Raw genomic sequence first — 20,885 nt, 5'->3', positions numbered from 1 at the left:
GCCCTGGACGAAGCCCGGCTGCGCGGTGGATCGGTGACCGCCGTGCACGCCTGGCGATGCCCGGCTCTCGAAGTGCCCGAATACCCGGTGGACGTGGCGGACGAGCACCGCCGCCTCGCACAGGCACGGCTGACCCAGGCCGTGCGCGACGCCACCCGCTCCCTCCCGGAGGCGACGGTGAGCCAGGAGGCGGTCGAGGGCCCGGCGCGCAAGGTGCTCCTGGACGCGGCGGCCACCGCGGACCTGCTGGTCGTCGGTGCCCGCCGCCGCAAGGGCCACCTGGGCATGCAACTCGGACCGGTCAACCACGCGGTGCTGCACCACTCCCCCTGCCCGGTCGCGGTCGTCCCCCACTCCTGAACCGACGGAACCGACGGAACCGGCGAAGAAGCCCGGGAACGAGAAGAAGACGAGCACGAGGTGCCCGATGAAGCGACCCGTCACCGCAGGAGTCGACGGCTCCGCCGAGAGCCTGACGGCCGCCGACTGGGCCGCCCGCGAGGCCGAACGCCGTGGCGCACCGCTCGACCTGGTCCAGGTCGAGGACGGGCCCCCGCACCACACCGGTCTGCCCGAGCTGGACGTCCCCGCCGCCCGGGAGAGCGGCGCACTGGAGAAGGCGGCACGCGTTCTCTCCTACGGACACCCCGCACTGCGGATCACCGTGCGCCGGGTCCCGGGCGCACCGGCCCCGGCGCTCGTCCGGGCGGCGGCCGACTCAGAGACCCTGGTCCTGGGCTCCCGGGGCTTCACCGCCTTCGCGGGCTTCCTCGTCGGCTCGGTCGCCCTCGCGGTCGCCGCCGCCTCACCCGTCCCGGTGGTCCTGGTCCGCTCCGGCAGCCTCGCGGAGGACGAACACGTCGGCGGCACGGACAGCAACCCGCTCACCGGCGTTCCGGTCCGCAGGGTGCTCCTCGGCCTCGACCCGCACCACGCCTGCGACGACCTGATCGCCTACGCCTTCGAGGCGGCCACCGCCAGAAACGCCCCGCTGCACGTGGTGCACACCTGGCTGCTGCCGCCACTGAGCGAGGCGTACGGCGCCCTCGAAGCCGCCAGGACGCGGCGGCTCGACGCGGCCCTACGGCCCTGGCGGCACAAATACCCGCGGACCGAAACCACCGTCCAGCTGATCCACGGCCGTGCGGCACACCATCTGCTGCGGAAGTCGGCCGACGCGAGCCTCCTCGTGATCGGCCGACGCGCCGACGGGGGCCACCGCCTGGGCCCCACGGCCCACTCCCTGATCCACCGTGCGGTGTGTCCGGTCGGGGTGGTCGCACACGGTTGACGCAGGGCTTCGCATGGCACAGGGCCCCGCACCGGAACCCGGTCTGCTTCCGGCGTTCGTCGCCGAACGGTGCCGCTACGAGGCGAGGACCGCGAACGCCTCGTCGAGGAGGGCATCGAGGTCCGAGCGGGCGTCGGAGGCCGTCCAGTGGTCGAGGGCGACGTTGAGGCAGTCCAGGGCCGCGGCGGCCCGGACGGACTGGGCGAGCGTGCCGGGACCGGGGCTGCCGGAACGCTCGGCGAGGGAGCGTGCCAAAGCCGTCCGCCAGCCGTCTTGCTTCTCCAGGCGCCGAGCACACAGCGACGAGGTCTGCTGGACCAGTGTCGCCATCGCGAGGGAGTGCTCGGGGTCCTCGCGATAGGGGGCGAGGACACAGTCCATGGCCTGCCGCAGGGCCGTCCAGTCGTCCTCGGCCGCAGGCCGGTCCCGCAGCGCTGCGGCGAGTTTCTCCCCCTGCGCGTCGAATGCGCCGAGGACCGCGTCCTCCTTCGTGCGGAAGTAGCGCAGGAACGTGCTGCGCGAGACCCCGGCAGCGGAGGCGAGGTCGTCCAGGGTGACCTTGTCGAACCCCTCGCGGCGGAAGAGGTCGAAGGCCACCTGCGCGAGCTCCGCGCGCACGGCCGCGCGTGCGATGCCCCGGGTAGCGCCCTTGCTCGCGCTCGTCATTCCGGCCGTCCTCTCGGTTTGGCTCTCCATCGCGTTAATGGTACAAAGAATCTCATGTGGAACTCAGTGTCACAGATGACACTGGGCTTGAAATGAGGAACCCTCCTTCACTCCACAGGTCCTCACGCGGCGGACGGCCGGGCCCCGGCAGCCGCGCCCCACCCCTCTTGCGAAACGGAGTCCCGACCATGACCAAAACACTGGGCGTCATCGGCAGCGGAATGATCGGCGGCACGGTCGCCCGCCTCGCCGCCGACGCCGGACTCGACGTGATCCTGAGCAACTCACGCGGCCCCCAGACCCTCACCGACCTGATCACCGACCTGGGGACACACGTCCGGGCGGCATCCGTCGCCGAGGCGGCGCAGGCCGCCGACCTCGTCGTCGCGGCCGTCCCGCTGGGCGCCGTCGACAAGCTCCCCACCGACGCCCTGGCAGGCCGCACGGTGATCGACGCGACCAACTACTTCCCCCAGCGCGACGGCCACATCGCCGCACTCGACTCCGGAGACCTCACCTCCAGCGCGTACGTGCAGCAGCGGCTCAGCGCCGCACGGGTGGTCAAGGCCCTCAACAACGTCTTCTTCCGCCACCTGCTCGCCCTCTCCCGCCCGGCGAACGCCTCCGACCGCAGCGCCCTGCCCCTCGCCGCCGACGACCCGGCGGCCAAGGCCGAGGTCGTCGCCCTGCTGGACACCCTCGGCTACGACGCCGTCGACCTCGGCACCCTCGCCGACAGCCGACCCAGCCAGCCGGGCTCCGTCCTCCAGGCCCTGCCCTACATGCCCCCGCTCCCCGCGGGACTCAACGAGCAGGAGACCCAGCAGTGGATCTTCCAGGCCCCCGCCGTCTCCGCACCCGCCCACCGCATCCGGGAACTTCTGTCCGCCTCCGCCCTCTGAGACACCGAACCGTGCTCCCGGCCCGGCTCCGGCCGATCGCGGACGGTGCGCGTGGAAGCCGGTCCTGGTCCAGCGGGTCGGCGCACAGACCTGCTCGACCCCGGGCTCCCCGCGTGGCCACCAGGGGCTGGCCGTCCGACGGCCGGGCCGCGCACGCCGCGCGACCCGGATGCCCCCGACGGCGAGTCCCGTCGGGCGTTCACCGTGAGGTTTGACCAGCATCCAGAAAGCTGGCCATCGCAATCATGAGCAGCACACTCGCTCCGAATCCGGCCGCACCGGTCAAGACCGCCTGCGGCACGCCCGCCCCGCCCATCCGGGCCAGTGTTCCGCCGGCGGCTCCGAGCATCGCGCTCGCCAGGATCATCACCGCCAGCCATAGGCCGCGACTACCACTCATCCCCGCACTCCTCCTCTTCCCTGCGCACCCCCAACGGGCGACAGGCAGCGAGAACACGGGACCATTTCCGTGCCGGGCCGCCCAGTGATTGCGGACAACGTGGGATGCCGTCCCCCACTGTCCGGCAAAGATCTTGGGCGATCATGGGATGGCCCGGTCCACAGTTGGACATGTCGGAACCATGCCGCCCGATGGAGCAGACCCCGCTCCACACACCGTCACAGCCATTGACGATCTCGCCAGTGAGCTGAAGAAGCTTCGCATCGCGAGTGGGGCACCCAGCCTCGCGATACTGGAGCGGCGTGCGGCCGCGCACCAACTCCCGCTCCCCACCAGCACGGCCAGCAATGCCCTGTCCGGCAGGCACCTACCCGGTCTCGATGTGATGCGGGCCTTCGTGTACGCCTGCGGCGCCGAAGACCAATGGCCCGCCTGGAAAGCGGCTTGGGAGCGGGTCGCCGCCTCCCACCGCCGGAGCAGGCCCAGACCCCCCGCCGGGGAACGCCTCTTTCCTGGAGCGCCCGCACCTCATGCCTCGCGGTCAGGCGCGATGCTGAACGACATGGCCAGGCCAGAGGCGACACGGTTCCTGGAGGCGGTGGAGCCCTCCAAAGCGCTGGGCATCCTCGCGGCAACCGAATCCGGCCGTGCGCTGGAGATGCTCACATGGGTCAAGCCCAAGAGCGCGGCAAAGATCCTCAAGAAGCTCCCGCCCGAGGACGCGGCCAGGATCCTCCACAAGCTTGAGCCCGAGAAGGCGGGCCGGATCCTCAACGAGACGAGCCAGAAGGCGGCCCGTCGGCTCCTCGGCGAGGTCGAGCCTCAGCTCGCGGCACAGGTCCTCACGACCGGGTTGAACCTGGTGCCCTGCCTCGCCCACGTGCGAGTCGAGCAGGCCGTACGGATCCTCGACCTACTCGATGTCAAGCGTGTCGCCTTCGTCTTCGAATACAGGGTGCCGCTCGACGTCTGCGCGAATCTCCTCACCCTGACGACGACCGAGCGAGCGGCGCGGATCCTCCTTGAACTCGAACAGAGTTGGGCCGGGCGCTACAAGACGCTCGGAAAGCACTACTCCGCGTACCTCCTCGAAGCGATGGAGCCCGCTCGCGTCGAGCAGATCCTCGCCCTGATCGACCCCGCGAAGGTCGAGCGCATCTTCCACCACGACGAGTACGTCTTCGGCATGGATCCCCATGACCTGCACTGAACGTCCAGGACCCCGCAGCGCCCCCGTCCTCACTGTCGAGGCCCTCGACGACTTGACCGATAGATAGTTAGCTGCCATATTACTTCTCATGAGTGACGAGGACGCGAACCCCGGCACTGCACCCACGCTCGAACAGGCGCGGAAGCAGATCACCCGGTACGGACTTGAGGCCGACCCGCAGGCGGTGCTCGTCGCGGTGCGCCTGATGGCCGCCGGGGCGCGCCTGGACCGGGCGTCCGAAGTGCACTTCGCGCGCTCCGGTCTTTCGACCGGGCGCTACCGCCTCCTGGTGGATCTTGAGGACAGCGACGGGGAGAAGTCGCCGTCACTGCTCGCAAAGAGTCTTGGCGTCTCGCGCGCCACGGTGACCGGCCTGGTCGTCGGCCTGGAGCGAGAGGGCCTGGTGGCCCGCCGCGCCTCAACGGAGGACGGTCGGGGCGCGGTCGTCGTACTCACGGCGCGCGGCAGCCGGCGGTTGCGCGACATGGCCGCGGACCACTTCACACGCCTTGAGGCACTGGTCGGCGGACTGGCCGCCGACGAACGCGGATTGTTCCTCGACCTCCTGGGGCGAATCACTCAGCGCATCGACGCACTGACTGCCGAATAGCCCCGGCGCCACTTCCGCGCGGGGCGACCGCCTCGAACCCGGGCTTCCCCATGCCCATATAGTTAGCCCCCTAAGCAATTAGTTAGCCAGCTAATTTATTTTGGAGGAGTCACATGAGTCCCCCTCCCGGAACCGTCCAGCACGGTTTCGCCACGCGTCCGTTCACACTGTGGAAGGAAGTCACGACCGCCTACCTGGCCCCTGCGCTCACCGCCGGGCTCGGCGGACTCCTCGGCGACCGGCCCGAACTGACCAGGGCCGCCTTCACCTCCATCGGAGCCACATCGGCCCTGGTGGCCTGCGTCGTCGGCGCGTGGCTGCACCGCCGCGGCCGACCCCGGCGCTGGACGGCCTCGGCGCCGCGACCGGTACTCACCCTCGGACTTGCCGTCGCAGCGGCCGGAATCGCCGGCCTGGCCGGATGGTTCGGATCCGACTGGCTGCCGTCGCACACACCGGTCCCCGATGCCGCATGGCTGGAGCGGCTGCGGATCGACCTACCGCTGTCGGCCGGCCTGGCCGCCACCATCGTCACCTGGCGGTGGCACGGCACGACATCCCGGCAACCGGCCTGACCCGGTCCTCCCACCCGACTTTCCAGAGCCCCCACCCACGAAAGGCACACAGTGATCACCATCATCGGCGGCACCGGCGCCACCGGCAGCGCCCTGCTCCGGCGACTCGTCGAACTCGAAGTCCCCTGCCGCGCCGTCAGCCGTACGCCCGACCAGCTGCGCTCCGCCATCGGCACAGACACACCGGTCGAGGTCGTCGGTGCGGACGCCGCAGACCCTCAGACGCTCCGCGACGCGCTCAAGGGAACCGCGCAACTGTTCCTCGCCATGGCCAACAGCCCGCGTCAGGCCGAGCTTGAATCCAACGTGATAGACGCCGCGGCCCACTGCGGGACACGGCACGTGGTCAAACTCTCCGCCCCGGCGGCCGAGCCCGCCTCACCAGTGGCCATCTCGCGCAGCCACTGGCAGGTCGAGGAACACCTGGCGAGAACCGGAATGACGGCCACGCTGCTCCGGCCCTACGCATTCATGCAAAAGCTGCTCCTGAACGCCCCGGCGATCGCCGAGGGCGCACTCATCGGGGCCATGCGCGAAGCCCCCTGCAACTACGTCGACGTCCGGGACATCGCCGACGTCGCCGCCGAGACCCTCCTGCGCCCCGGCCTCGCCGGCGCCACCCACACCCTGACCGGCCCGCAGGCCTTCAGCCACCCCGAGCTCGCCCGTCTACTCGGCGAGCTGACCTGCCGACCCGTTCGCTACATCGACCTGCCGCCGGACGCGTTCCGCAGCCACCTCCTGTCCACCGCGCACATGCCGCCCTGGCTCGCAAGCCACGTGGTCGAGATCCAGCAACTGGCCATCACCCGACCGGAATCCCCCGACGACACCATCGAGACCGTCCTCGGCCGCCCCGCCAGGACACTGCACGCCTTCCTCCGCGAACACCTCCACACGTTCACCAGGACCGCCTGACCGACCACCCGGCCAGGTTCCGCAGTCGTCCGCGCGGCGGCCTTGCGGGCGCTACGAATGCCGGACAGGCCCACGACACCCGCGTGTTCACCCCACGCTGGGCACGGTGTTCAGGCGACGCCGCGTTCCTTCAGTGCCTGGTCGCGCAGCCCGGCGCAGATCTTGGTGAGGAGGCGGGAGACGTGCATCTGGGAGATCCCGAGCTCTTCGGCGATGCTCAGCTGCGTCATGCCGTCGAAGAACCGCATGCACAGGATGCGCTTGTCACGCTCCGGCAGGGCGCGGAGAGCGGGCTTGACCGCTTCACGGTCCACCACCTGATCAAACGCACCGTCGATGCGGCCGATGCGATCCTGGAGGCTGTAGCCGTCGTCCGCGCCGTCGGCGGGGCGGTCCAGGGAGAGAGACGAGTAGGAGCCCATGGCTTCCTCCCCTTCGGCGACCTCCTCCTCGCTCAGGCCCGCTTGGAACGCGAGCTGGGAGAGGGTCGGTTCGCGCACCTGGGTCTGTTCGAGTTCGATGCGGGCACGGCGGACCCGGCCGCGCAGTTCCTGGACGCGGCGCGGGACGTGGACGGCCCAGGCGTGGTCGCGGAAGTGCCGCTTCAGCTCACCGGTGATGGTGGGAACGGCGTAGGACTCGAAGGCGTTGCCCTGGGCGGGCTCGAACCGGTCGACGGCCTTCACCAGCGCGACGGCGGCGACCTGCTTCAGGTCGTCCATGCTCTCCCCGCGGTTGCGGAAGCGGGTCGCTATGCGGTGCGCCATCGGCAGCCATGCCGTCGTCAGGTCGCTGCGCAGTTCACGCCGCTCACGGCAGGCGGGCAGCACCGCCAGGCGCCGGAAGGCGGCCTCGGTGTCGGGGGCGTCGTGGTGGGGATGACGGCTGCGGGACCCGGTACGGCGCGGGGATCCGCCCCGAGACGAACGGCCCGCGCGGGACGCGGTGCGGGAGACGGGCGCGGGCGCCGGGACGGGGGTGGAGGTGCGAGGTGTGCGGGTGGTCGCGGTCACGGGACGATCCCTTTCGCGGGAGAAGACGGTTCCATACGGAATCCGCCGCACAGGTCCTCTCCTCGCACCCGGGCACGGCACGCCCGGGGCAGCAGAGCTGCACCCTGTGGCGTGCCTACGGTCCGAAGCACTCCCCCACGCCTGCCCCGCGCCTGTGCCCGCAAACGCCCCGCGCCAAGAACCGGCCAACCCTGGCCGTCGGCGCTCCGGACCGGCCGCGTTCCCGGTCCGCCTGCCGACCGGCACACCCGTACGACACTCCGGCTGCGGACCAGCAGCCCACCGGTGGCTTTTGAAGGCGCGTCACGGGGTCCGTTACGGGGTCGTCGGTTCCGTGCCGGAGGTCACTTGCCCCCGTCTCGGGTGTGGAGGGTGAACCAGGTGGTCTTGCCGTCGTCGGTGGGGCGTACGCCCCAGCTGTGGGCGAGGGCGTCGACGAGGAGGAGGCCGCGGCCGGATTCGTCGTCGGGAGCGGCCAGCCGGGGCTGGGGCAGATGGGGGCTGCGGTCGCTGATCTCGACGGTGAGTTCGGTGGTGGTGCGGCGCAGGTGGAGGCCGAGGGGGCCCTGGGCGTGCTGGAGGGCGTTGGTGAGGACTTCGGAGACCAGGAGGCGGGCGTCGTCGGCGAGGTGGGCGCAGTCCCAGGCGGTGAGGGTCTTGGTGAGGAAGGAGCGTCCGTCGCCGACGGAGGAGGCGAGGGCGGGCAGGTCGGTGGTGGCGGTGGCCAGCGGGGCCGCGGGCAGCCGGGCCAGGAGGAGGGTCACGTCGTCGTTGTGGCCCTCCACGTCGGGCAGCAGCGCGGCCAGGACGCCGTCGGCGATGGTTTCCAGGCCGTCGGTGCTGGCGAAGGCGTCGTCGAGGGTGCGGGTGAGTTCGGCGATCCGGCTTTCGATGTCGCTGCCGGGGGTTTCGATCAGGCCATCGGTGTAGAGGACGAGCGCGGCTCCGGGTGGCACGGCGGCGCGGGCCTGTTCGTGCGGGATCCCGCCGACGCCCAGCGGCGCGCTGATGGGTGCCTGGAGCTCCCGGATGCCGCCTGTGGGATCGGCCAGCAGGGCGGGCAGGTGGCCGGCCGAGCAGAGGATCACTTCGCCGGTGTCCGGGGCGAGGACGAGGTAGCAGCAGGTGACGAGCTGATCGGGCAGGTCGAGGTCGGTGACGATCGCGTCCAGCGCCTGCATCAGCTGGCGCGGCTCCATTCCGGTCTTGGCCAACGCGTGCGCCGCGGCCCTCAGCTGGCCCATGACCGCGGCGGCGTCCAGGCCGCGCCCCATCACGTCGCCGATGAGGATGCCGACCCGGCCCGCCCCCAGCGGGATGAGGTCGAACCAGTCGCCGCCCACGCCCGCGCCCTGGGTGGCGGGCAGGTAGCGGCTGGCCGTGGCCAGCCCCTCGATGGCGGGCGGGGTGCCCATCAGGCTGCGCTGGAGGGTGAGGGCGATGTGCCGCTGCTGCTCGTAGAGGGCCTGGAGTTCGGCCTCGGCCCGCTTGCGGTCACTGATGTCGCGCACGATCGCGCACGCACCCTCGACAGTGCCGTCCGCGGCCCGGGTGGGCCACAGGGTGACGTCGACGTCCAGGAGCTGCCCGTCGCCGGTGACACGCAGGGTCTCGAAGTGCTCGATCTTCTCCCCGCGGGCCAGCCGGTCGAGGAGCACATCGATCTCGTGGGCCCGGTCGGGCAGTGCGAGCATCGCCACGTGCCGCCCGATCACCTCCTGTGCGCTGTAGCCGTACAGCCGCTGGGCGGCCGCGTTCCAGTAGGTGATGTGACCGTCGAGGGTCTTGGCGAGGATGGCGTCCTGGGAGGACTCGACAAGGGAGGCGAGCTGGTTGATGTGCTGTTCGGCGGCCTTGCGGTCGCTGACGTCACGGACGGCGGCCGAAACCAGGAGGCCGTCCGCGGTCTCCAGCGGGCTGAGGCTGATCTCGACGGGAAACTCGGTACCGTCCTTGCGCAGCCCGTGCAGCTCCAACCCGGCACCCATCGGGCGTACCTGCCGGCTCGCGACGTACTCCTCCCGGTGCCGGGTGTGCTGGGCTCGGAACCGGCCGGGTATCAGCAGTTCCACGTTCTGCCCCAGGAGTTCCTCCCGCTGGTAGCCGAACAGCGTCTTGGTCTGCGCGTTCACCAGCTTGATCGCCCCCGTGTCGTCGACGATGACCATGGCGTCCGGTGCCGCCTCCAAGAGGCCCCTGAACCGTTCTTCGGCGGCCTTGCGGTCGCTGACGTCACGGACGGCGGCCGAAACGAGGAGGCCGTCCGCGGTCTCCAGCGGGCTGAGGCTGATCTCTACGGGAAACTCGGTACCGTCCTTGCGCAGCCCGTGCAGCTCCAACCCGGCACCCATCGGGCGTACTTGGCGGTTGGCGGCGTAGCCGTCGCGGTGCAACTGGTGGTGGTCACGGAAGCGGCCGGGCACCAGGAGTTCGACGGGGCGTCCGAGGAGTTCCAGGCGCCGGTAGCCGAAGAGGGCCTCGGTCTGCGCGTTGACCAGCCGGATGATCCCGGTGTCGTCGACGATGACCATGGCGTCCGGCGCCGCCTCCAAAAGCCCCCTGAACCGCTCCTCCCCCGTCCCCGGCCGGCCCTCGGGGGAAGCGGTGGCCCAGCGGCAGGCAGGGGGAACCGCGGCCACGGCTTCGCTCCTCGACGCTGTACTGCCCTTGTCGTCCATGTCGGCCCCCACCGGCTGGCGTATCCGTGGTGAATCGGGCCATCACAGCGCACCGGGGTTCCCCGCGCCCCTGCTTGCCCTCTACTGGTCGCTCAGTGGCCGAACCTGCCCGCCGCGCTTCGACAAACCGTCGTTTCGGAAGATCCTGCGGCGCAGGTCCGCACGGCAACTCGGCACGGCCTCCCGTCCGCCGGATCACGTGCCAGGCCGATGCCGCTCCCCCGCCTTCGCCGCCACGAAGTCGCGCAGCGACTCCAGGCCCGCCTCGATTCCCGCGGGATCCGCCGCGCTGATGGAGAGCCTCAACTGCCGTTCCCCTCCCCGGCCCTCGTAGAAGTAGCGCATCGGCGTCCACAGCACCCGGTGTTCCGCCGCGCAGCGGCGCAGCGCCTCCTCGTCCGCCTCGAAGGGGACGGTCAGCACGGCGAAGAAGCCGCCGCCGGGCACGTTCCAGGTGACGCCGGTCTCGGGCGGGAAGTGGCGCTTCAGGCCGTCGAGGAGGGTGTGCATGCGGTGTGCGTACTCTGCGGTGGTCGCCTCGTTGGCCCGCTCCAGGCTGTGGTCGTTCGCCAGGAGCAGCCCGGCGACCAGGGCCTGGGCCACGGGCGGCGTGTTGACCGTCAGCATGCTCTTGAGCAGGGCCAGTTCGTCGGCCAGGAGCGTCGTGGTGCCGTCTTCGGCCGCCACTTCCTGGTCCGCCACGGCGTAGCCGATGCGCGCTCCGGGGAACCCGGTCTTCGCGAACGAGCCGAGGTAGACCACCCTGCGGTCGGTGTCCAGGGCCTTCAGCGTCGGCGGGCGGGGGCCGGTCTCCGCCTGGAAGAGGCCGTAGGGGTTGTCCTCCAGGAGCAGCACGTCCTGCTCGCGCGCCACCTCCAGCAGGCGTTCGCGGGTGCGGCGGGTGAGCCGGGCGCCGGAGGGGTTGGCGAAGTCGGGGACCACGTAGCAGGCGCGGGGGCGCAGGCCCGCGGCCCTGGCCTCCTGGACGCGGGCGGCCAGGGTTTCCGGGTCCAGGCCCTGCGGGCCCTCCCGTACGGGCCAGACGGGCAGGTCGACCAGGCGGGCCGCGCCGAGCACGCCGACGTAGGCCGGTTCGGTGACCAGCAGGACGTCGCGCTCGTCGCGGCGCAGGGCGCGCAGGACGAGGTAGAGCGCCTCCTGGCAGCCGACCGTGACGACGACGGCCTCGGGGTCGGCGTCGATGCCCTCGTCCGCCGCGAGGTTGCGGGCGATGTGCTCGTGGATCACGCCCTTGGTGCGGCCGTACTGGAAGAGCGTGCGGGTGACGGCGGCCTCGTCCGCGCCGTCGGCGCGCAGGTGGTCGACGTAGGTCCGCAGGTGGCGGTGGAGGTCCTCGACGCCGAAGGGCTCTTCCATGGGCCTGCCGGCGGCGAGCGGCACCGCGTCCGGATAGCGTCCGGCGATCTCGTTGAGGAAGTTCATCGCGGTGAGCGCCGGGTCGGAGAGGGAGGGGTGCAGCTGGGCGCGGGTGAGCCGCGGCCTACCGGGGGCGGTCCCGGGTGTGGTCGTCATCGCCGTACCTCCGCTTCCCCGGTGGCCGGGATCAGGGGCAGTGCCGCCGCTTCCTCAGGGGTCCGGCAGCCCGCGAGTGCCAGGGCTTCCTCGGTCTCGTCGGCGAGGAGCGTGAGGACGTGCTCGGCCCCGGCCTGCCCTGCGACGGCGAGGCCCCAGAGCACGGGGCGGCCGACGAGCACGCCGGTCGCGCCGCGTGCCAGGGCCTTGAGCAGATCGGTGCCCGAGCGCACCGCGCCGTCGTACAGCACCTGGCAGTCGTCGCCGAGAGCGTCCCGTACGGCTGGCAGTACGGTGAACCCGCTGACGGCGGCGTCGAGTTGGCGCCCCCCGTGGTTGGAGACGACCACGCAGGCCGCACCCGCGTCCGCCGCCCGGCGGGCGTCGTCGGGGTGCAGGACTCCCTTGACGACGAGGGGCAGCCGGGTCCGGGCGGCGAGTCGCTCCAGTTCCCGCCAGTCGAACGCGGGGTCGATGATCTCCCGGGTGTGCCGGGCGACGGCCGAGGTGCCGCCCGCCGTGTGCTGTGCCCCGGTCGCCCGGGAGCCGTCCAGGTGGACGGCGCTGATGCCGGGCGGGAGGGCGAAGGCGTTGCGGACGTCGCGCAGCCGCCGTCCCATGCGCGGCACGTCCGCCGTCACCATCAGGGCGCGGCAGCCCGCCGCTTCGGCGCGCTCCACCAGCGCGTTCCCTGCGCCCCGGTCCCTGAGCGGATAGAGCTGGAACCACAGGGAGGCCCCGGTCGCGGCGATCTCCTCCACGGGCACGCTGCTGAGCGTCGGCACCACGAAGGGGATGCCCGCGGCTCGGGCCGCCGCCGCGGCGGCGGCCTCTCCTGCGGGATGGGCGATGCGCTGGTACGCCATGGGGGCCACGGCCGCGGGGAAGGCCGCCCGGTCCCCGGCGAGCCGGGTCGCCGGGGACACGGACGTCACGTCGCGCAGGACGCGCGGCACGAGCCAGTGTGCGTCCAGGGCGCGCCGGTTGGCCGTCAGGGCGCGTTCCTGGCCGCTGCCGCCCCCGATGAAGTCCCGGACGGCCGCGGGGAGCCGGGAGGCCGCCGCGTGCTCCACCTCGGCGAGGGTGAGCAGCGCTTCCAGTCGCGGAGGCGCGGGCGGGGGCGGGGGCGGGTCCTCGGTCCGCGCGGGGCGCGTGAAGGGGGCGGTACTCATGCCGTACGGCCCCGCCCGTCGGCGCGGGCGTCGGTGCGGGCGTCGGTGCGGGCGTCTGGGGCTATGCCCTCCAGCTCCACGGCCTTGTACAGCGCCTTGATGTTGCCGCTGCCGAAGGTCGTCGCGCCGAACCTCTCGATGATCTCCATGAAGAGGGTGCGCCGCGGGTGCCGGGAGCGGGTGAAGATCTGGTAGAGCTGGCCGGCGTGGTCGCTGTCGGCCAGGACGTTCAGCCCCTGGAGCGCGGCGACGCCGTGCCGGTCCACCTCCATCCGCTCGGGCAGCTGGGTGTAGTAGGAGGCGGGTGTCTTGAGGAACTCCACGCCCCGCTCGGCCAGCGCGCCCACCGCGTGGACGACGTCGTCGGTGGAGAAGGCGAGGTGCTGGACGCCCGCGCCGCCGTGGTTCTTGAGGAACTCGTCGATCTGCCCGGCGTCGCGCGTGGTGTCGGGCTCGATGACGGTGAGGGTGACGTCCCCGGCCGGGTTCTGCACGACCTGGGAGTTCATGGCCTGTCTGCCGACGACGATGCGCTCTTCGAAGATGCGCCGGAAGCCGAGCGCGGCGCAGTAGCGGGCGATCGTCGGGGCGAGGCTGCCCGCGGGGACGCAGACCGCGAAGTGGTCGAGCGTGCGCAGTCCGACGCGGGGGGCGTCGGTGGAACGCCGGGGGATGGACGCCACCAGGCCGGGCGGCAGGTGGGCGGCCTCGCCCGCGGAGAGCGCGGGGTACTGGACGAGGTCGTGGCGCACGTCGCCGAAGCCGCCGATGCTCGCGGTGAGCGGGCCGTCGGGGCCCGCCGGCCGGTGCGGTGCGGCGAGGGCATCGGCGCCCGCGGCGACCGCCTCGGCGAACGCGGCGCGGGCGTCGTCGGTGCGCAGGGCTATGGACGCCACGCCGTCGCCGTGGGTCAGCACGTAGGAGGCGGCCGGGTGGTCGTCGGAGAGCGCCTCGGTGAGCACCAGGAGGATCGAGCCGTGGCGCACGGCCACGGAGCGGTGCGTGGGGGTGGAGCGCGGGGTGCGGGCGATCACTTCGAAGCCGTACGACTCCACGTAGTCGCGGGACGCCGCCTCGGCGTCGCCGGTGTAGATCTCGACGTGGTCCAGGTGCGTGGCGGGGAAGGGGCGGGACTCCTGGCTCATGGGGCTCTCCTCACGGAAGGAACGCGCATACGGGCGAGTGGGTGGGCTGGCGGGTGGGCGTACTGGCCGACGGGGAGGCCGGCGGTCGGTCAGGACACGACGGCGGCCGGGGTCCGTACGGGCTCCGGTTCCTCCTGGAGGCGGGCGGCCAGCGCCCGCCCGATCTCGCCCGCCGCCGGGGCGCGCAGCACCTCGTAGTGCGAGGCGGCGACGGGGTGGTCGCTCACGCGTCCCGTGACGGCGGACCGCCAGAGGTCGGCTGACAGGCCTTCGGGGCGGTCGACGCGTGCGGAGAAGAACAGCAGGTCGCCGTCGAAGGTGCGCGGGGTGAAGGAGCCCGCCGCGCGGTCGTGGTGCAGGGCCGCGTCGACGAGCTGTTCGGCGTCGGCGAGGCCGGTGGCCGCGCGCAGGGCCGCGACGACGGAGTCCCGGTCTGCGGGGGTGTCGGGCGAGGCGGGTGCGGTGGGGTCGATGCTGGCCAGCAGGGCCCGCAGGACCGCGGATTCGCGTGCGCCGTAGTCGGTGCCGTCGCCCGTGCGGGGCGGGTAGGAGTCGATGAGCGCGAGGGTGGAGACCTCCTCGCCACGCTCCTGGAGCGTGGTGGCGACGGCGTGGGCGAGGAGTCCACCGAGGGACCAGCCCGCGATGCGGTAGGGCCCGTGCGGCTGGACCTCGCGGAGGCGGTCCGCGTAGTGGGCGGCGGTCTCCATCAGGGTGGTGTCGCCCAAGGGGGCTCCGGTCGCCTGGAGTCCGTGGACGGGCAGGTCGGGGCCGAGGTGCGGGAGGAGCGCCGCGTAGCTCCAGGCGAGGCCGAGGACCGGGTGGACGCAGAAGAGCGGGCGCTGGGTGCCGGCGCCGCGCAGGGTCAGCAGCGGCGCGGTGAGGTTCTCCTCCTCCTCGCCGTCGGCGGCGATGCGGGCGGCCAGACCGCGCGGGGTGGGCGTCTGGAAGACGTCCTGGACGGTCAGTTCGGCGCCGAGCAGGCTGCGCAGCCTGCTGAGAAGGCGTACGGCGAGCAGGGAGTGCCCGCCCAGCTCGAAGAAGTCGTCCTCGGGTCCGACGGGCGCGGTCCGCTTGAGGAGGGTGGCGTACACCTCGCAGAGCGCCTGTTCGAGCGGGCGCTGCGCCGGGCGGTTGTCGCGCGGCCGGTCCGGGGCCGGCAGGGCCTCGCGGTCGATCTTCCCGTTGGGGGTGAGCGGCAGGGCCTCCAGGGAGAGGTGGGCGTCGGGGAGCATGTAGGCGGGCAGGGCTCTGGCGAGGCGCTCGCGGATCTCGGTGAGCGTCCCCTCCGCGAGGTGCGGGGTGGTGTAGGCGACGAGGCGCCGGTCGCCGAAGGCGTCGGGCACCGCGAGGACGACGGCCTGGTGGACCTCGGGCTGGGCGGTGAGCGCTCCTTCCACCTCGCCGAGTTCGACGCGGTAGCCGGAGATCTTGACCTGGCCGTCGCGGCGGCCGATGAACTCCAGCTCGCTGCCGGGGCTCAGCCGGACGAGGTCGCCGGTGCGGAACATCCGCTCGCCTGGCGGCCCGTACGGGTCGGGCACGAAGCGCGCGGCGGACGCCGCGGGGCGGTCCAGGTAGCCGCGGGCGACGCCGCTGCCCGCGACGTACAGCTCGCCCTGGTCTCCGGCTGCCACCGGGCGCAGCGCGTCGTCGAGGACGCGGACGCGGGCGGCGGCGCGGGCGTCGCCGAGCGGCAGCGGCTCGGGCACGGGCAGGGCGGTGAGCGCGCGGTGGGTGGCGAAGAGCGTGATCTCGGTGGGGCCGTAGAGGTGGCGCACCCGCACCCCGGGGGCGTGTTCCAGCACGCGGCGCACCGCGCGCGGCGGTACGACGTCGCCGCCGGTCAGTACCTCCCGCAGGGGGGCGAAGACCTCGGGCGACTCCTCGGCGAAGGCGCCGAACAGGCCTGCCGTCAGGTGGACGGCGGTCAGTGCGTGCTCGGCGGTCAGACGGCGCAGTCCCTCGGCGTCGAGGGTGCCCGGCGGGGCGACGACGACGCGTCCGCCGTTGAGGAGGGGCACCCACAGTTCGTAGGTGGAGATGTCGAAGGCGTAGGGGGCGTGCAGCAGGACGGCGCGGGCGGCGTCGCCCCAGCACGGGTCGGCGGCGAGGTCGGCGACGGCCCGGTGGGTGACGGCGACCCCTTTGGGGCGCCCCGTGGAGCCCGAGGTGTGCATGACGTAGGCGAGGGAGAGCGGGTGGATGCCGGGAGCGGGGGACGGCTCGGGGGCCGGGCCCTCGGTCGTGCCGTCCGGCCGGACCCGCAGGACGCGGGCATCGTGGCGGAAGCGGAAGGAGGCCGACGCCTCGTCGGTCAGCAGCACGGCGGCGGCGGTGTCGGCCATCACCCAGGCCATGCGGTCGGCCGGGTAGCCGGTGTGCAGCGGGACGTAGCAGGCACCGGACTTGGCGATCGCCAGGAGGGAGACGACGAGTCCCGCGGAGCGCTCCTGGAGGACGGCGACCCGGGTGCCCGTGGTGGCTCCGGCGGCGCGCAGCCGCTGGGCGAGGTCCTCGGCGCGGGCGTCCAGCTGGGCGTAGCTGAGCCGGTGCGTGTCGCTGACGACGGCGACGGCTTCGGGGGTGCGCCGTGCCCGGTCCGCGAAGCGGTCGGGGATCGTGGGGTGCGGCGGGGGCGGCTCAGCGGGCATGGGCGGTTCGCCTTTCGTACGGTGCGCGGAGGGTGCCGCGGGACGGAACGGTGGGCTGGTCCGGGGCGTCGCCCGAGGTGCGGCGCAGTTCGTCACGGGCCCGGACGACCGTGCACGACGTGGCCTGGACGGCGGCGCGGACCGCGCCGAGTGCGCTGCCGAGCAGTTCGAGGCGTTCGGCAGGCGGGCAGGCGGCTTCGGTGCCGGCGCGGACCAGGAGCAGTGCGGCCTCCAGGACGGCGATCTGCGCCTCGGCCAGGGGTGTTCGGCGGTCGAGTGCCCTCAGGGCGGTGTGGAGCGCTTCCTCCAGGGGCCGGGCGGCGGAGCGGGCCGCCGCCGGGGCGGGCGCGGTGGTCTGCATGGAAGGGCACCTCCGTGCGGCGGTTCGCGGCGGGGACGGGCGGTACGGGGCGGGGCTGTACGCGAAGGGACGACATGGTGCGGGGCGGGGTGGCGCCCAGGGGGTCAGGCGCCCTCGGGCACCGGCTCCTTGGTGTCGCGCGCCGGGGGCCGGGTGTCCTGCGGCTCGTCCGCGAGGGACGCCACGATCTCCGGGGTGGGCGGGCGGCGGGTCAGTACGGAGACGGCGCTGGCGAAGCCCGCGACGACGATGAGCCCGTACATCACGCGGTAGTCGATGATCCCGATGAGCGCCGCGCCCGCGGCGATGGACAGCGACTGGACGCCGCCCGACGTCATGCCCACCACGGCGTGGACGCGGCCCTGGAGGCGGGAGGGCGTGTAGAGCTGGGTGGCGGTGCCGACGGCGACGCCCAGCAGGGGCATGCCCATGCCGTTGAGGACGACGCCCGCGAGGAAGAGACCGACCTCGCCGGAGATGCACAGCAGCATGCCGGTGGCCATCAGCGCGTAGCCGACGCCGCTGGCCCGGCACTCCCCCAGCCGTTTGACGAGGGCGCCCGCGACGACGCCGCCGAGGACCGATCCGGCGCCCTGCACGGAGGAGGCGACCCCGAAGAACGCGGCGGACTTGCCGAGACCGTGCTCGATCGCGGCGAACGCGGCGCTCTCCAGGAGGCCGGCGATCAGCATGAAGCCGACCATCGCGCCGATGAGGCGCAGCAGCAACGGCATGCCGCGCACGTGTCGGAAGCCCGCGGTGACCTGGGACCGGAACGGCTCGCCCGTGGGGGCCTCCGGCTGGGACTCGGTGAGCTTGATGCCCGCGAGCAGCGCCATGGCGAAGAGGAACGTCGCGGCGTCCAGCAGGGCCAGGAAGCTGCCGCCCCAGGCGACGTAGATCGCGGCGCCCGCGGCCGGGGAGACGATGCGCACGCCCTCGCGGGTGGCGATGAGCAGCGAACGGGCCTGGAGCGCGTCGGCGGACGGCAGCAGGTCCTTGAGCAGGGCGCTGCGGGCCGGTGTGGAGAAGAACACCCCGTGGCAGAAGGCGACCGCGTAGATGATCCAGAGCTGGTCCGGCGAGTCGACGAAGAGCAGGGAGAGGACGAGGACGGCCATCGCCCCGTACATCCACATGAGCAGGGGCTTGCGGTTCACCTTGTCGACGGCGTAGCCGAAGAGGGGGGAGAAGAGCCCGGGGACGGTGATGAAGAGGAAGACGAGACCGGCCGAGGCGTTGGAGCCGGTGAGGTCCTTGGCCCAGATGGCCAGGGAGAGGAACATGGCGCTGTCGCCGAAGCTGGAGACGGTTTCGCCGATCAGCAGTCGCCTGAAGCGCGCGTTGCGCAAGATGTTCACTGCGGGCCACTCCTACGGGATGTGGGATACGGAGCCGGAGTACGGGGGCTGAACGCGGGGCGCGGAAGGGGACGCGCGCGGTCAGACCGCCGCGGGTTCGCGGCTCTGCGGGGCCAGCAGGTCCAGGGCCGTCTCGGGGTCCCGGGCGGTGTGGACGAGGGCGCGTTCGGCGGGGGTGAGGAAGCCCTCGCGGACGACGTGGTCGAGGAAGCCGAGGAGCGGGTCGAAGAAGCCGCTGTTGTTGAGCAGGACCACCGGCTTGTGGTGCATGCCGAGCTGGTTCCAGGTGGCGACCTCCATGAGTTCGTCGAGGGTGCCCAGGCCGCCGGGGAGCACCGCGAAGGCGCTGGCGAGGCGGTACATCAGGGCCTTGCGCTCGTGCATGGTGCGCACGACGAAGACCTCTCCGGGCGCCTTGTGGGCGCGCTCGCGCTCGTGCAGCTCGTGCGGGATGACGCCGGTGACGGGCGCGCCGCCCGCCAGGGCGGCCTTGGCCACGGCGCCCATCACGCCGACTCCTCCGGCGCCGTAGACCAGGCCGACGCCGCGCCTGCCGAGCGCGGTGCCGAACTCCTCGGCGAGCTCCGCGTAGGCGGGGTCGGCGCCGGGCCTGGCGCCGCAGAAGACGGCGATGCGGGGCGCGGGTCGGCGGGGTACGAGGGTGGTGTGCGGGCCGGCGGTGGGGTCTGCAGACATGGCTCTCTCCGTACGCGAAGTGGTCGTTGGGGGGGGGCGGGGCGGCGGGCCCCGGGCCGGTCCGTGCGGACCGGCCCGGACGGCCGTTCCCGGTGGTGCGGCGCGAGTGGCCGGGCGGTGCTCCGTCCGGCGGCCCGGGGCGGGTCCGTGCCCCGGGCGGGCCGGATCAGAGCCCGAGCACCGTGCGCAGCAGGACGTCGACGCCGGTGACGAGGTCCTCGGGTGCGGTGTGCTCCTCGGGGACGTGGCTGACGCCGCCCGTGCTGGGTACGAAGATCATGCCGACGGGGGCGATGTCGGCGATGACCTGGGCGTCGTGCCCGGCGCCGCTGGGCAGGGTCTCGTGGGCCAGTCCGAGTTCCTCGGCGGAGCGGGTGACGGCCGCGCGCAGCCGCCGGTCGGTGAGGACGGGGGCGGTGCGGATGGTCGCCTCCGCGGTGACCTCCACGCCGCCCTGGTGGGCGAGGGCCGCGAGGGTGCCGCGCAGGGTCTCCTCGGCCGCGGCGAGGCCGTGCGGAGTGCTGTCGCGCAGGTCGACGTCGAACTGCACGGACTGGGCGATGGTGTTGGGCGAGTTCGGCGAGACGTCGAGCCTGCCCACGGTGGCGACGCGGCACAGCCGCTGCTCCTCGGCGAGCTGACGCACCGTCAGCACGATCTGGGAAGCGGTGACCAGCGGATCGCGGCGGCCCTTCATCGGGGTGGTGCCCGCGTGGCCCGCGGCGCCGCGCACCTCGACCTTGAGCTGGGTGCGCCCGGTGATGGAGTCGACGACCCCGATGGGCTTGCCCAGGCGTTCCAGGACGGGCCCCTGCTCGACGTGGATCTCCAGGTACCCGGCGAGGGAGCCGGGGGCCCAGACGGCCGTGTCGAGGCGGGAGAGGTCTCCGCCGGTCAGGGCGAGCGCCTCGCGCAGCGGCGCCCCGGTGTAGTCGCGCGGGTCCTCCGGGAGCGCGTCGAGCCGCCCGGCCAGCACCATGGAGCCCCAGAAGGGCTGGGGGAAGAGGGCCCCCTCCTCGTTGGCGAAGGCGGCCACGACGATCTCGTGGCTCGTCTCGGTGCCGGTTTCGTGGAGGGTCTGGAGCACTTCGAGCCCGGCGAGCACGCCGTACGTGCCGTCGAGGCGGCCCCCGTTGGCCACGGTGTCGAGGTGGGAGCCGATGAGGAGGCGGGGCCGCTCCCCCGCCCCTTGGTCGGGGCGGCGGACCAGGACGTTGCCGCCCGCGTCGATCCCGGCCTCCAGGCCGGCCTTGACGGCTTCCTGGACGAGCGCGGAGCGCGCCTCGCGGTCGGCGGGGCCGAAGCCCATGCGGGTGACGCCGCCGTTCTCGTCGCCGCCGATCTCCGCGAACCGATCGATGCGGTCCAGGAGGCGGGCCCCGTTGATCCACGGGGTGTCCGGGGCGTCGGCGGGGACGAGTGCCTGGTCAGGGACGATGGCCTGGTCGGGGACGACGGTGGTCGCGTTACGCACGTCCGGCCTCCATCGCGGCGACGAGGCTCTTGGGGCGCATGTCGGTCCAGTTGGTCTCGACGAAGTCGAGGCAGGTCTGCCGGTCGTCCTCGGGGTGGGCGACGGTCCAGCCGGCCGGGACGTCGATGAAGGACGGCCACAGGGAGTGCTGGCCCTCGTCGTTGACCAGGACGAGGAAGCGGCCTTCGGTGTTGTCGAACGGGTTGGACATGGTGACTCCTCGGGA

The 20,885-nt window shown here is 72.8% G+C and carries 20 protein-coding genes; 7 read left to right on the top strand and 13 right to left on the bottom strand.

The window, feature by feature from the left end; translation table 11 throughout:
• Together ACIBNE_RS05950 and ACIBNE_RS05945 are read left to right on the top strand one after the other, a co-directional pair.
• On the top strand, nt 1-360 hold a 360-nt coding region (locus ACIBNE_RS05950; protein WP_399269959.1), incomplete at its 5' end, for a universal stress protein.
• 67 nt (nt 361-427) lie between these two features.
• On the top strand, nt 428-1,291 hold the full coding sequence (locus ACIBNE_RS05945; protein ID WP_399269957.1) for a universal stress protein: 864 nt from the start codon (nt 428-430) through the stop codon (nt 1,289-1,291).
• A gap of 75 nt (nt 1,292-1,366) precedes the next feature.
• Here ACIBNE_RS05945 and ACIBNE_RS05940 read toward each other — a convergent pair whose 3' ends face one another.
• A complete protein-coding gene (locus tag ACIBNE_RS05940) occupies nt 1,367-1,987 on the bottom strand; it encodes a TetR family transcriptional regulator (RefSeq protein ID WP_399269955.1) in 621 nt (206 codons plus the stop codon).
• Between the two features lie 158 nt (nt 1,988-2,145).
• Between ACIBNE_RS05940 and ACIBNE_RS05935 the strand changes: the two genes are divergently transcribed.
• The gene (locus ACIBNE_RS05935; protein ID WP_399269953.1) at nt 2,146-2,859 is read left to right on the top strand and encodes an NADPH-dependent F420 reductase; all 714 of its coding nucleotides are present in this window, start codon (nt 2,146-2,148) and stop codon (nt 2,857-2,859) included.
• A 199-nt stretch (nt 2,860-3,058) separates the two neighbouring features.
• Here the strand turns inward: ACIBNE_RS05935 and ACIBNE_RS05930 are convergent, their stop codons facing one another.
• Complete coding sequence (locus ACIBNE_RS05930; protein ID WP_399269951.1) at nt 3,059-3,259, bottom strand: hypothetical protein; 201 nt, start codon at nt 3,257-3,259, stop codon at nt 3,059-3,061.
• Between the two features lie 148 nt (nt 3,260-3,407).
• Between ACIBNE_RS05930 and ACIBNE_RS05925 the strand changes: the two genes are divergently transcribed.
• The 4 genes from ACIBNE_RS05925 to ACIBNE_RS05910 all read left to right on the top strand — a co-directional run bounded on the left by ACIBNE_RS05925 (nt 3,408) and on the right by ACIBNE_RS05910 (nt 6,572).
• On the top strand, nt 3,408-4,469 hold the full coding sequence (locus tag ACIBNE_RS05925; RefSeq protein WP_399269949.1) for a magnesium transporter MgtE N-terminal domain-containing protein: 1,062 nt from the start codon (nt 3,408-3,410) through the stop codon (nt 4,467-4,469).
• A gap of 88 nt (nt 4,470-4,557) precedes the next feature.
• Nucleotides 4,558-5,079 carry a MarR family winged helix-turn-helix transcriptional regulator gene (locus tag ACIBNE_RS05920; RefSeq protein WP_399269947.1) on the top strand — a complete coding sequence of 174 codons (522 nt, stop codon included), beginning with the start codon at nt 4,558-4,560 and terminating at the stop codon, nt 5,077-5,079.
• A 113-nt stretch (nt 5,080-5,192) separates the two neighbouring features.
• Nucleotides 5,193-5,654, top strand: coding sequence for a hypothetical protein (locus ACIBNE_RS05915; protein WP_399269945.1), 462 nt, complete (start codon nt 5,193-5,195; stop codon nt 5,652-5,654).
• Between the two features lie 51 nt (nt 5,655-5,705).
• Nucleotides 5,706-6,572 (top strand): NmrA family NAD(P)-binding protein, encoded by an 867-nt coding sequence (locus tag ACIBNE_RS05910; RefSeq protein WP_399269943.1) that lies wholly within the window; start codon nt 5,706-5,708, stop codon nt 6,570-6,572.
• A 110-nt stretch (nt 6,573-6,682) separates the two neighbouring features.
• On the opposite strand, the gene ACIBNE_RS05905 is transcribed toward ACIBNE_RS05910, so the two are convergent.
• From ACIBNE_RS05905 to ACIBNE_RS05855, 11 genes are all read right to left on the bottom strand, one after another.
• Nucleotides 6,683-7,585 carry a SigB/SigF/SigG family RNA polymerase sigma factor gene (locus tag ACIBNE_RS05905; protein ID WP_399269941.1) on the bottom strand — a complete coding sequence of 301 codons (903 nt, stop codon included), beginning with the start codon at nt 7,583-7,585 and terminating at the stop codon, nt 6,683-6,685.
• 344 nt (nt 7,586-7,929) lie between these two features.
• Nucleotides 7,930-10,263: a PAS domain S-box protein gene (locus ACIBNE_RS05900; protein ID WP_399269939.1), complete on the bottom strand. Its 2,334-nt coding sequence runs from the start codon at nt 10,261-10,263 to the stop codon at nt 7,930-7,932.
• 195 nt (nt 10,264-10,458) lie between these two features.
• On the bottom strand, nt 10,459-11,640 hold the full coding sequence (locus tag ACIBNE_RS05895; protein WP_399270097.1) for a PLP-dependent aminotransferase family protein: 1,182 nt from the start codon (nt 11,638-11,640) through the stop codon (nt 10,459-10,461).
• A 152-nt stretch (nt 11,641-11,792) separates the two neighbouring features.
• Nucleotides 11,793-12,968, bottom strand: a complete 1,176-nt coding sequence (locus tag ACIBNE_RS05890; RefSeq protein ID WP_399269937.1) for an alpha-hydroxy acid oxidase — start codon at nt 12,966-12,968, stop codon at nt 11,793-11,795.
• A complete protein-coding gene (gene hppD / locus ACIBNE_RS05885) occupies nt 12,965-14,113 on the bottom strand; it encodes a 4-hydroxyphenylpyruvate dioxygenase (RefSeq protein ID WP_399269935.1) in 1,149 nt (382 codons plus the stop codon). The genes ACIBNE_RS05890 and hppD overlap by 4 nt, the downstream gene beginning before the upstream one ends.
• 89 nt (nt 14,114-14,202) lie before the next feature.
• The gene (locus ACIBNE_RS05880; RefSeq protein ID WP_399269933.1) at nt 14,203-16,767 is read right to left on the bottom strand and encodes an amino acid adenylation domain-containing protein; all 2,565 of its coding nucleotides are present in this window, start codon (nt 16,765-16,767) and stop codon (nt 14,203-14,205) included.
• Nucleotides 16,757-17,128 carry a hypothetical protein gene (locus ACIBNE_RS05875; protein WP_399269931.1) on the bottom strand — a complete coding sequence of 124 codons (372 nt, stop codon included), beginning with the start codon at nt 17,126-17,128 and terminating at the stop codon, nt 16,757-16,759. The genes ACIBNE_RS05880 and ACIBNE_RS05875 overlap by 11 nt, the downstream gene beginning before the upstream one ends.
• Before the next feature lie 104 nt (nt 17,129-17,232).
• Entirely contained in the window at nt 17,233-18,489 is a 1,257-nt protein-coding gene (locus ACIBNE_RS05870; RefSeq protein ID WP_399269929.1) for an MFS transporter, read from the bottom strand.
• Between the two features lie 81 nt (nt 18,490-18,570).
• Nucleotides 18,571-19,185 carry a TIGR00730 family Rossman fold protein gene (locus ACIBNE_RS05865; protein ID WP_399269927.1) on the bottom strand — a complete coding sequence of 205 codons (615 nt, stop codon included), beginning with the start codon at nt 19,183-19,185 and terminating at the stop codon, nt 18,571-18,573.
• Nucleotides 19,186-19,351: 166 nt separating this feature from the next.
• On the bottom strand, nt 19,352-20,659 hold the full coding sequence (locus ACIBNE_RS05860; protein WP_399269925.1) for a M20 family metallo-hydrolase: 1,308 nt from the start codon (nt 20,657-20,659) through the stop codon (nt 19,352-19,354).
• Nucleotides 20,652-20,870: an MbtH family protein gene (locus ACIBNE_RS05855; protein WP_399269923.1), complete on the bottom strand. Its 219-nt coding sequence runs from the start codon at nt 20,868-20,870 to the stop codon at nt 20,652-20,654. Before ACIBNE_RS05855 ends, ACIBNE_RS05860 begins: the two co-directional genes overlap by 8 nt.
• Nucleotides 20,871-20,885 lie beyond the last annotated feature (15 nt).

Origin of the sequence: Streptomyces sp. NPDC050504 (assembly GCF_044458065.1) — a bacterium.
Taxonomy (GTDB): domain Bacteria; phylum Actinomycetota; class Actinomycetes; order Streptomycetales; family Streptomycetaceae; genus Streptomyces.
This window is presented reverse-complemented; position numbering and strand designations above follow the sequence as displayed.